Annotated in this window: 8 protein-coding genes and 1 pseudogene; 1 reads left to right on the forward strand and 8 read right to left on the reverse strand. The window is 56.4% G+C overall.

Annotation, left to right across the window (positions count from 1 at the left end):
- Positions 1-296: 296 nt before the first annotated feature.
- From P0D96_RS40545 to P0D96_RS40560, 4 genes and pseudogenes are all read right to left on the reverse strand, one after another.
- Positions 297-551 (reverse strand): annotated as a pseudogene (locus P0D96_RS40545) (integrase core domain-containing protein); the annotation flags it as partial.
- Positions 552-748: 197 nt separating this feature from the next.
- Positions 749-3,601: an AAA family ATPase gene (locus P0D96_RS40550; RefSeq protein WP_408319470.1), complete on the reverse strand. Its 2,853-nt coding sequence runs from the start codon at positions 3,599-3,601 to the stop codon at positions 749-751.
- Between the two features lie 173 nt (positions 3,602-3,774).
- Entirely contained in the window at positions 3,775-3,960 is a 186-nt protein-coding gene (locus tag P0D96_RS40555) for a hypothetical protein (protein WP_408319472.1), read from the reverse strand.
- A 305-nt stretch (positions 3,961-4,265) separates the two neighbouring features.
- Entirely contained in the window at positions 4,266-4,637 is a 372-nt protein-coding gene (locus P0D96_RS40560) for a hypothetical protein (protein ID WP_408319474.1), read from the reverse strand.
- A gap of 372 nt (positions 4,638-5,009) precedes the next feature.
- On the opposite strand from P0D96_RS40560, the gene P0D96_RS40565 reads away from it, so the two are divergent.
- The gene (locus P0D96_RS40565; protein WP_408319476.1) at positions 5,010-5,201 is read left to right on the forward strand and encodes a hypothetical protein; all 192 of its coding nucleotides are present in this window, start codon (positions 5,010-5,012) and stop codon (positions 5,199-5,201) included.
- Positions 5,202-6,798: 1,597 nt separating this feature from the next.
- Here the strand turns inward: P0D96_RS40565 and P0D96_RS40570 are convergent.
- The 4 genes from P0D96_RS40570 to P0D96_RS40585 all read right to left on the reverse strand — a co-directional run.
- The gene (locus P0D96_RS40570) at positions 6,799-7,563 is read right to left on the reverse strand and encodes a response regulator (RefSeq protein ID WP_408319478.1); all 765 of its coding nucleotides are present in this window, start codon (positions 7,561-7,563) and stop codon (positions 6,799-6,801) included.
- A gap of 914 nt (positions 7,564-8,477) precedes the next feature.
- Complete coding sequence (locus P0D96_RS40575; RefSeq protein WP_408319480.1) at positions 8,478-9,761, reverse strand: hypothetical protein; 1,284 nt, start codon at positions 9,759-9,761, stop codon at positions 8,478-8,480.
- Between the two features lie 660 nt (positions 9,762-10,421).
- On the reverse strand, positions 10,422-11,591 hold the full coding sequence (locus tag P0D96_RS40580; protein WP_408319482.1) for an IS91 family transposase: 1,170 nt from the start codon (positions 11,589-11,591) through the stop codon (positions 10,422-10,424).
- 19 nt (positions 11,592-11,610) lie between these two features.
- Positions 11,611-12,078: tyrosine-type recombinase/integrase (locus P0D96_RS40585; RefSeq protein ID WP_408319484.1), on the reverse strand; the 468-nt coding region annotated here is incomplete at its 5' end.

Here is a 12,078-nt window from a genome sequence, read left to right on the forward strand (position 1 = left end):
CGTCAGGCACTTTCTTTTAGACCTGGTAGCCTGGCGGCATGAGAAGAACAAACCGCAATTGGCTATCCGACTGATGTGTCCGACGTGAAATGGAGCTTCGCGGCGCTCTACCCTAAGCGCTGGACACGTGGTTGGCCCCACCGACACACTGAAGGCTCGAAGGTGGTCTGGCAAAAACCCAGCGTGCGCGGAAGAAGGGTGGCGTTCGTGTCGCTTAGGACGCTTCAACGGGTTCAGCTGTATTAGCCTGGACCGGGCCTGACAGGTAGTCGCGGAAGCGAATTAAGGAAGGCGATTCAGTGAGGAATCAGCTTCTCCCTGGCAAGTTCGAGTGAGCCGAGGAAGGTACGCATAGGCGTCTTGCCGTAGCATCATCATCCCTGATGTTCGCGCTCATTGTTTTACTGGTCAAGCCATGCGTCCAGATCGGTCTGCAGCGCGGCGATCGAGTCGTAGATCTTTCTGCGGAAGGCGATGCGATAGAACTAGTTGAGCATGGTCTTGTGAAGTCGCTCGACGATGCCGTTGGCGGACTCCTTGCGGTTCGCTGTTGCGCGTTGCTGCTTCGGACTACGTCCTGCGCGCCCACGAACTTGAAATAGTCCATGTTTGTCTTCTCCTGATTACCAGCCTCCCTCGACGTCGTCCGGAAGATTGGTGAATCGGCTACAAGCAACTGCCGCGAGCCAAAGCTGCGAGTATCAATGTCCCGATCCGCGATTCATCGAACACCACACCGGTTTCGCACTCAATCATCGGTGGCGTCGAGAATGGCCTTCACGGCGTCCAGTTGCTGCTTCATTGACTGCTCCGAGTCCTTGCTCATTGGCCATCGGTTGACGTGCTCCAGCCACTTACGCCATCTTTCCACGCTTTCTCCAGGATCCTTGGTCTTCCAATTTTGTTCCCAGTCGCTCAGCCATCCCCACTGAACGCTCTCACGCTCCGCAAACAGACCTTCGCCTTTCATTTCCTTGAACTTCTCTTCGGGTTTTTCCGTTTCCTTCCAATTTCCAGGGCGGCCCAAGATCCATCCAACCGGACCCTTGTCCAGTTTGGGAGGGACGCTCATTCGGAACTTCCCTTTGGCCGTTATGGGCGTCATGCCGAGACCAGCGGCACCCGTTACCACGTCTATGAAACGGTTCTTATTGAATCCTGCCCCTCTCCATCCGAGTTTGCTCTGAGATGCATAGTCACAGCACATCCGGGCCATGTAACCGGCCCTTGACAAGGGGTCTGCAGGGTAGATGCCGACCGCTTCGTCGAACCGGCCCTTCCGTACTGCTGGAACGTCGAGGCTGCCTATAAGGTTGGTTATCAGTGCATAGGCAACGCGTCGATCCTTCGCGTCTTCGTGAAGCGCCTTTAGTTTAGGCAACATGCCGGGAGTCAAGAACGCGAAGAAGTTCATGTCGCTCTTCCCAGATGAATCGCGCCGCCTCAATATTGGATCGAACTCGTCGAAAAGAATGACGACCCGAGACAGCATTGAAAGCGCCCCGAACACCGCGCGCGCTCGCCGTTCTATATGAGCCTCGCCAGTCTTGGCAATGTCGCTTGGCGTAACCTCTACTAACGGCACCCCGCAGGTATTCGCCAGTGCTTCGATGAGTGTCGTCTTGCCTGTTCCACCCGGACCGTGTAACACCAACGAATACAGATCGGAACCTCCCGCGCGTAAGACATGCGCACGCATTCTTTGGAGTGTAATAGCGACAGATTCGCGTTGGACAACGTTTTCCTCCTGATTGCCTTCTAGACCAACAGAGGAGAAGCCGTAGTCAGGATAGAACAGGTTCTCGAGACGCACCCCATCATGGCTTGGCTTTCTGACGGAGAAGTGGTCCAAAATTGTCTCGTTTATACCTTCATCAAGCATTCGGTTAAATGAGCCAAGGGCCTCGACGGTATCGATGGTACTCATGACGTTCGGTTCTTTCCGATGGTGGTCAAACTCCGCATACCAACCTTCAACATCTCTAGCGTGTTCAGACCGGGCGCACTGGCGGTCAAAGTAGTAGTACATGCTGGAAGCTATCCGCTCATCGAGCGGATAGCGGGCCGCCCTCACGAGCTCCGAGACAGCGCCGAGTAGCTCTTCTGTGTGAGCAAAATACTGGGAGTCATCATAGGCGTGGAAAGGAATTCGGCTTGCAATCGTCCCGTCGGCGGAGAGATCCCGGCAGACTAGTCGAGCTGCGTGCCTAAATCGCTCGCGCTCGCTAGTTTCATGTGCTTCGCCAGCGGCGAGAATGTAAGCTGGTACCGCAAACGCCAGTTCGACCGGCTCCCAAAGCCGATTATCACTCTCTTTACTTGCTGATATTTGATGATCAATTACAGACGACAAGTATCCCTTCGAGACTGCCGCGCCGCTCCTTACCCCGCGAGCGGCGTCCTTCAGGCAGTTCGCAACATCCTCCATCCAGTCTCGATTCGATCTGATTTTCCTTATCCCTTTTTTCGACCAAAGTCCCGAGCCGATCACGGCGGAAATCGCCTGATCGGTGGTCTTCTTCCCGATGTCGACAGCCTCTCTGGCAATCGCATGCCCCGTCGCAGACTCAGCCAACATCTTTCGTTTTTCGTCGATCGCCGTCTCGCCGACCGCGACGGCACCCAATTCGGCCTCGCGAAACACGTCGATTTCTTTAAGTGCCGAGTCGAACCGTCCACTCAGATCCGTCAGAGATTCGGAGACAAATATCTGGAGTTCGTCCAACACTGCCTTTCGTACGTCGAAGGTATCGCTCGATGGCATTTTAATATTAAACGCCGTTGTATTTTCCGCGAGTGCCAAGGTGTTCAGCACGTCTTGCTTCAATCGCGCTTCATCTCGCTCTCGCCATTTCTCCGGGATGCCTTCAAAGCTAAGCGATCTGAGTTGCCGTGATATGCCCTGAAGATAGAGCAGTAGATCGGCTGTCCGTTCGAGCACTCCGGCCAAATCACAGATGGCCTGGACGCATTGAGACGTGACGTATGCTGTGACCCAACCGCCGTTTCCGGCGCGGGCCCCGCCGATGGTCCAATCGGGCTTCGCTGCAGTGAAGAGCTCTCTAACGACCAGATACCATGCCTGCATTGTCTCTTCGCCAACTGCCCCATGACCTAAGCAGGTGAACGCACGCATTGCTTCGGCTGCGGCCAGAACAGGTACATAGTCTGCCTGTATCTTCTCAATGGTAAATTCCCGACGGGCTTCCTCAATGCGGGCGACCAACCTGGCTCTCTCATCGGGTTCCTTCTTGGAAAACTGCCATTCGACTCGTAATCTTTTATGTTTCTGATACTCGCTTTCGTCAGCGCGGCCGTCCGCGATGGCAGCGGTTCGCCTCCGGCTCGTGAGTTTGTTTCTACCACGATGTGGAGATTTTCCGTCGGACGTATTGGCGCTGCGATCCGAATCCGTTGTGATTGCCCCTCCCAATTTCAACAGAGCTTGATGCCCTGCAGTTCTGAGCGCGGCGCTATCGCGTCTGACTCTATCAATTAACTTGAGCTCTTCCATGTGAGCTTCCAGGTCATGCGAAGCGCCGTCCTTTCTAACTCCGTCATCTGGGAGGGAATCGGACAACTGTACGATCGATTTAGTCATGATGTCTCCGTACGGGGTCGCCCTTGCACGTTTGAATAACGTTGCCCGGAGATTCCGCTCATTGGTATCCGCGATCCGAGGTGAGCCGCATAAAAATCGGCAGCTCCTGGCCGGTGCTGAGTTTGAAACCATAATCAGCCAAATTCTCACCGGCGGTCGCGTAAACGAACTCATTAGCTGACCAACACTACCGATTCTGTCGAACTCGCATAGGAGCCGATGAGATGAATCGGACTAAAGCCTAGCCCCTTCGACAAAAGCGTATGTTCGCTAACCCACAGATGCCGGATTTCCTGAAAGCCTGGGATGAACGACCGGCCGTGAGCGTCCGTGGCTTGCAGGTCGATCTCAACCTTCATGTCCTCTCCAATCGCTTTAAGTGATTACTGTCATGCGATTCAAGCCACAGAGCAAATCATGCTTCCAGCGCTGCGCTCACATGGCTGCACATCTACGGCTTGAATCTGTGCATCATCCGGGCGGGTCAGACGTGGACTTTGGCACCGGTCAGCAGAATTGAGTTTCAGGGTGTCGCCGCAGGAAACGAAGATATCACCACCCGGAGGATGGCTTAGGCTTGATCTGGAGCGGCTTGTATCGTCGAGTGAACCAGATCTGTATCGACATGGATTTCGTACAGATTCATCCGGGTGTAAATGGCAAATCAGTTTGCGTTGGGCAACGGATCTATCTCGGGCCTCTTGGCCCCTTCGATTTCAACGATGTGTTGACCTTCTGTATCGTGCACCACGACACTCCATTGCTGCTGTCCCAGCACAGAAGCGGCGACCATGGTCAGCTCGGCGTGAAAATGCGTGATCATCTCATTGGTGATGCCGGTCGGAGGAATGTTTATGAAGTCGACTTGGGGCGGCAAAATTAGTGCAGGGTCTACTTGAAAGAATGGCCTGTAGCCACCTGTCCGGTTTAGTCCTGTGGCATGGACAGTAAAACGTTTGCCATCCTTATCAAGGATGGCGGAGTAGTTAAGCTGATAGGGCTTAACTGACTGGCCCAATTCCCGGGCATCTGTCATTTTTGGCTCCCAAATCGTGATCGGAATGAACTGCCGGTCAAGGATAGTACGTTACACAACACGGTATGTTGCATAGCGCACATTGCGACAAGGAAGAAGGTTGTAGAAGGATTGTCGCTTACCCTTGGTTAGCGCAAACAATTTGTAAGAAGGGTGTGAAATTTGGTGAGCGTGCAATGCAGCGTGCCGCTTTCAGATGAGGCTTTTACTTAAAACAGAATACTATTCCGATGCAATCCTTAATGACATGACTAAGTTTTGGGGTGATGTATTCGCCGGTACTATACCGACAGCGTTTAGTGAACTTGCAATTGCGTCGTCAAGACCTATGCTTTATCGGTCGTACATCGGCATGAATAGGGAGGTATGGTCATGGATTCCGTTAGCGTTAAGGGAACCGGAAAGACGCTTGACGAAGCGTTGACCGCTGCACTCAGGAATGCAACGTCGCAATCGACCGTTGCGGATGCAGATATAAAGTGGATTATGGGAGAAGTAACGGGCGAGCGCGGCACGATCGCTGGTCTGAACAATGTAACCGTCGAGATACGGATAGTTTCTTGATCCGAGATACCTCCAGCAGAATGGCGGGCACCGCCACGTTGTAGAGATGGTCGAGTAAGGTCGGGTTATGGGGAATGCAAAATCGCTCTAGCACGGTCATCGCGTTCCGGCGGCGGTCATCGGTTGCGCGGTACGCTGGTATTTCAGGTTTCCGCTCAGCCATGCGAATCTCGATCAGGGCATCCTGGACCGACGCGCGGCGTTCTACGAGAGCGCCCGGCAGCGCAATCCGCTTCGATGGAAGTCCCGCACGCGCAACTGGCAGCATATAGGTGCCGTGCATCTGAATCGGGATCGCATCGACAACCAGGGTGTCGCCCCGCAACGCTCTAACCAGGAGAGAAAGGCCGCCTGAAACTTATTCGTTGAGGCGACAACTAGCTTGAAAATTTCTGCGCTATGCGTCACAACTGACGTTCATAAATGCCCCACAACTACGGCAACAGTGACAATGGAAACACGACGTAGCGGAAATTTGATGATAGGACGATGTGCCGCACCGTGGCCAATACTTTTCCCACCACGCGTGCGCTAGTCCACTTGCCTCGCCGAAGTCTGCTCGACCAGCAATCCTTAAAGTTCGACGATTTGAGATCGAAGCAGGTCCGAATTGATGGTTACGCTGCCCCTGATAAATGCCTGTCACCTATAAAACCGAGAGGGATCTTCAATCAAGCGCATTGGCCGTGTGCGGAAAGGAAAGGCAATCGCTTACCGGGTCTCCAACTCATGCAAGCCCCGGCTGAGCGACGGACCTGACGGAGCTCTCGACACCGGTCGGTTGGATGGTGTTGGCGACGTCGGCACGGAAGCTCCCGACACCAGTTGTCCGTCGACCACAAAACCGGGCCTTGAAGAAATCGATGACGGTGCGGCTGAGGTGGACGAAGTTGGCTCTGCAGACGAAGGCGCTGGGTAGTGGCCGCGCGAACCGAATATCACATAGCGAAGCCGTTGGCGAAAAGCATCCACCTCCGGTTTTGCTGCGCCATCTCCTCTGTATAGCAGATGCCGGTGACTGCGAGGTTCCGTGACCATTCCTGCTGACTTGAAGTTTGTCGTTACAGCGTGAATCCAGTCGGCGCCCGAAATATCGTGGTGTTTTGAGGCGGTATCTTCAAGCACGTGACGCCTTCGCCTTCCCCCGGAGGAGGTGGACGAGAGACGACCAGCCAGAATTGATAACTTATCCTCAATCGTTTCGATGCCGTGGAAGCTAACGTTCGTTGCTGACGAAACGCGAATGTCGGGAAAGTTATGGCGGATTCAACCGTTCGCACACCCATGGCCGCGAATGTCAGGTCGCACTCTCAGCGAATGAGTGCTCCCGACCCACTCCGGTCAAACAACTTTCTACAAACCGGTCAGTCGGCCACGATCCAGATTTAGCAAACTGGAGTGCCACTAAGCAGCCGTTGGTGATCTCACCCAATCGGCCAGGGACGGACATCCAGCTAACCCGATGTCCGACGCTCGAACGGCCGCTGCTTGCCCTACATCGGTCCCCGCCCAATTCGCGAGGCGCGAGCTCGTCGCCGGTTTCGGGCCTCAGGCTCTTGAAAAAACCCACTTACTTGGCTCGTAGCCTATGATTTTCTCACTGCGACGGTAAGCGAAGACCATCTGGACGAGGGGTCTCTAAATGAAAGCCTTCGAAACGAAGGCCCTCAGACTGACGCCGAGGATCGCGCGGAGTCCCGAGCTTTCGCCAATTTGCTTCTTCGAGCACACTGATCACTGTATTTAGCAGCACGTCTGTCCGGTTCGTGACTATACGTCCACACTGGCTTGAGGATATTCCGCCGTTCCGAGCTGTGTAAAAAATGATTTTCGAATCTTCCTTGTCGGCGAGCGCATTGTAGGGATTCGGCAGTTTTGAAATTTCCTCCGCAAGCGCGAAACCCTTCGTGTCGGTTTTCCCACTGTTCACATCGAGGTTCAGTTGATTAAGACTGGTATATCCCTTGGCCCATGAAGGTAGCTGGTAATAATGAGCCGGACACTTCACGAGTTCTCCCGATCCATCGTTCGGGCGGGATATGTTGCTGATGATGACGTCCGGCCGAACGACCGGAATAAATTCGAGCGCCTTGCTCGTTGAACCGACCTCAATTATTTCGATACCGATCGACTTAAAAAATTCTGCTTCCTGCGCGTTGTTTTTTGGATTCGGATCAACCCATAAAAGTCGGGTGCCAACGATCGATTGCGCGGAATTGAGTGCTCTCGCTAAAGCACCACGGGCTGCTGGACCATCAATTCTGATCTGGTTTTCCGACCTATTGCGGCCATATTTTTCGATCAAGAGATTGACTTCACTCTCTGCCTTTTTCCGATCGATTTCCACCCCAAGAATCTTCAAGTGGGTGATGTCATTAAGCCAATACCAGAGGACGGAGCGAGGTCGTTCCGATTAATCGCAATGACGGCTACGACAAAAACCGCCAGCAGGAGAATTCCCGTTTTCCGCGCCGCATCGACGTAGATCAGGTATCGCTCAACGGGGGAATGTCGGTGCTTCGACGTAGCCTTTCTGCGTTGGAACTCGGGCATCGGCGCTCCTTTCAGACGGTGGTCCTGTTTCGCCTACGGCTAGCAAGCGATCCGCTTAAGGCCACTGCGTCGCCTCGATTCTCCTTCTAGTATAGTGGCGCCCGCGAGAGCAATTGCCGGGACAGGCCAATAGCCGATGTTCCATATTCCGCAGTACCTGCCATTCGTGCCGACGATTCCACCGTCACCGACGGGCCTTCTGCTAGTAGCCGACCGCGGCCGCCCATCGCCAGCCGCGCTGGTCATTGAATTCCGGACCGGGGGCGGCCACGAACCCCCATCCGCTAACAGTGTGGCTCGACCACTCGCGCGTCTGCGCCAAATTACGAAGCAGCCATTCGTGTTTTTATCTTTTGCACTCGACGCGATATCTCGTCCAACCACACTTGCCGCCTGCTTGTTGCGATAGCGCGCTAAGGAAGAACTCCCCCGTCATCGAGCCCGACGGAGAATGTTGAGCACAGAACTCCCTTCCAATGCTCTCAAGGTTCGCGCCGCACGGGTAGGCCGTTCCTTGAAACGCAGGAGCGCCGCCACCCTCTCCGACCACAACTTCACTGGCCTGCGCGTATCCCTTGGCAGGGGCCAATACTGCAAGACAGGCAACAAATGCATAGCAGGGAACACAGTTCATCGTCGACTCCTCGGCAGTTTCTCTCCCGACAAGCCCCGCTTGAATTCTACGACACGTAGTACGGTCGGCGCCTCGCGGTGATAAGGCAGCTAGTTACTTGCACTGTGAATACCGTCTGGATCAAGTTTTTCCTTTGAGGGAGCCCCGCGTGTCCCAAGCCGATTGAGTAAGGGAACAGTCATGGCGGCGACAACGCACACGCCCAAGGAAATCATTGCAGTAGTAAGCAACCTCCCATCATAGTTGCGCGCGGTCACTGAAAGAAGTGTGCCAACTGTGATCACGGGAAGTAGCGATACCGAGAGCAATGAGATAATTCGGGCGAGCGCCTCGGGATATACAACTATCCACGCCAACGTACCGCCCGGGTGACTGCCTCGGTCAAAAATGTTGTCCAAGTGCCGAAGCTCCGCTAGCAAATAAAGCAAAATAAAAAATATGATTGACGGGCCGGCAATGGCGAGAATCGCCTCGTCGACGGTGATACCGAATGCGGAGAACGTTCGACGACTAGCGCTTTCTCGGGCAGTTATAAAACGCGCGGCATCTTGTGGCGTCATGAGCGCAACCTCGTCCCAAATCCGCCGGAGGTGCGGCAATGCCACGGGATTCGAGCCTTGTGAAACGAGACCGAGAGCATTCTTGTGTGACAAAATCCAAGTTCGCGCAAAATACCCCTCAGCGACTCGTTTGTTTTTGATGCGAAGATTCGCCTGCCTGTATTGAAGATCCCGACCATGTTTGGTGTCCTTATAAAACTCGAACCGCATCACGCCTAGATTGTAAGGTGTCTCCGGAACACTGCGATAAGCGTCCTTGGCGCCGCTGACCAACTTTCCATCAACGGGCCGTTCAAGCTCAAGACGTATGGCTGACAGTATGAAATCGCTTGACAGCTCTGGGCACGGCGTGTCGGGACCAATACCGTACGTCGAACAAATCCCGGCTGGCCTTTGGAAAAGCCGTTGCATGGCCGTGACAACTTGATCATCCGATAATTGACTCAGAATGCCGACTGAGTTTGGTTTTTCTATAAAATCGAGGATTTGTTGTAAGTTCCATTTTGCATCGGGGCGGTCAACAACTAACGGTTGTCGAATTGCGATGTCGGTAGAGACTTTCACAACAGCACTTGACACCGTTAACAGGTTCCGCAGCGACGATGCGCTTTTTTGAACGTCCGGTAACGCAACATTTTTAGCTGCCCACACTGCGAATTGATCAAACTGTAGGGTCCGAAGTGCGTCAAGTTCGCTTTTCGCGAGTCGATAGTTTTCGGCATCGTTCGGCGCGAGGGCGAACGCGAGGAACGCCGCGCAAATCGCAATCAGCGAGAGATGTACCACTTTTGCCGCCTTTACCAATTCCTCCATCAAAAGCCTCGCTCATCTTCTACTGGCGGAAACCGCGGTTCCGACCGCTTACGGCCTCTCAACAGGGCATGGCAAACACGACGCGCAATGCAATGGAAATATAGGCGACAGTGAGGATATATGCGTTCATTTCTGCCAGCGGCCGCAATTGCAGAGCGGCGGGTGTCCCTTGGAAGCTGCCGCAGGAGCGGACCCCGGTCGAACGGCGGATTGGGGTCGGGCTGAGTCCGTCCGCGCTTCGAACTCATCGCCGCAAACCGGTCATTGGTATTTCGCTTCCCGAAAGCGGCCGGTCGCCAACGCGCACTCCCGTTAAGGTTTATTCGATGCCTGCCATCGGCCGCAGGAATGTGCATGCCTCCGCGCGTGTCGGCAGGCGTCGAATAAGCCCGATGGAGGAAACTGCGGAGTGCTCCGATGTGGTCGGGACGCGCCGCTATGGCGATTGGTAGATCAGGATGTCCAGCGATGTCGGATGCGGTGCGGCCGGGCGGAATGCTGCACGGGCGCTGACGCCGTAGCGAAGCGATGCTCTCGTGCGATCGCGATGGTGAAGCGGACGTGGGAGGCGCTTTGCGTAGCGCCAGGCGCAAACGTCCGCTCGTGGGCCGCGTTGCCGCAAAGCCGACGGTCGGTTCAGATATCGCGGAACCGTTGTGCTCATGTCGGACCCCGGCACATCGGCGGTGCGCGGATCGGAGCGCTGCGCGCGAGGATGTCGATGACGATCATCGGTGCGCCGCAGTGACGGCAGATGAAGACGGGCCGGGTTTGGATGCCGGTGTCGTCGGATGGCGTGTCAGGTTCGGGCGTGACGTGCAGCAGCGCACGCACCTTGGCGAGACTGGCGCGGCGCACCGGGTTGGCGAGCAGCCCGTAGTGACGGATGCGATGGAAGCCGCCGGGCAGCACGTGCAGCAGGAAGCGGCGCATGAACTCGCCGGCCTCCAGCGTCATGGTCTTGTAGCGGGTGCGCCCCTTCGCGCGATAATCCTTCCAGCGGAACGTGACGCCACGCTCATCGAAGGCGACCAGGCGCTGGTTGGAGATGGCGACGCGGTGCGTGTAGCGTGAGAGGTACTCGAGCACCGCCTTTGGTCCGGCGAACGGGCGCCTGGCGTAGACCACCCATTCGCAGCTACGCAGCGGCGCAAGCCAGCGGGCAAAGGTGGCGGGGTCAGCAAGCCCGGTGTACTCGCCGAAGAATTGCAGGTCGCCACGGCGGTGAACCGACTGGAGTGCCTCGAGGAAGCGGCGCCGGAACAGGCGTGACAGGACGCGCACGGGCAGGAAGAAGCCGGGCCGGCAGGCGATCCAGCGCTCACCGTCAGGCGACAGCCCGCCGCCGGGGACGATGCCGTGCACATGCGGATGATGCGTGAGTGCGGAGCCCCAGGTGTGCAGGACGAGCGTGGCCCCGATCCGGGCGCCGAGGTGCCGGGGATCGGCGGCGATCGTGCGCAGCGTGTCGGCGGCGATGTCGAGCAGCAGGCCGTAGATGATCCGTTTGTTGTACCAGGCGATCGCACTGATGGGCGCGGGAAGCGTGAAGACGACGTGGAAGTATTCGACGGGTAGCAGATCGGCCTGGCGCGCCTCCAGCCAGCGGTGTGCGGCGCTGGCCTGGCACTTCGGGCAATGCCGGTCCCGGCACGAGTTGAAGGACACCTCTGAGCTTGCGCAACCTGAACAGCGCAGCACATGTCCGCCCAGTGCCGCCGTGCGGCACCGTTCGATGGCCGACATGACCTTCAGCTGCCCCAGGCTCAGGTGTGCCGTGGCTCGCCACGCTGGCCCGTGGCTGCGGAAGATGTCCGCAACCTCCAGCATGAGGCGCTACAGCGCGGGCCTACCCGGGAGGCAGACGGTCCAGCGGACTGGTGACCTCGTGCAGCAGGTCGGTGGCCACCTGGACGTAGAGCGCAGTGTTCTCGAGCTTCGCATGGCCGAGCAGCACCTGGATCACGCGGATGTCCACCTTCTGTTCGAGCAGGTACGTCGCGAAACTGTGACGCAGCGTGTGCATCGACACACGCTTGTCGATGTGCGCGGCTTCGGCGGCGGCATGAATGGCGCGGTTCAGTTGCCGCGTGCTCAGCTGATCGAGTGGATCGAGCCCGGGAAACAGCCACCCACCCTCGGGCATCTTGCCCTGCGCACGGGCCACGCGCCACCACACACGCAGACGCTCGAGCAGCACCGGCGAGAGCATTGCGTAGCGGTCACGGCGACCCTTGCCCTGCTTGATACGCAATGTCATGCGTTCGCTGTCGACGTCGGTGACCTTCAGCGCGGCCACTTCGCTGGCGCGTAGCCC

This window comes from Paraburkholderia sp. RL17-347-BIC-D (assembly GCF_046027915.1).
Classification (GTDB): Bacteria; Pseudomonadota; Gammaproteobacteria; order Burkholderiales; family Burkholderiaceae; genus Paraburkholderia.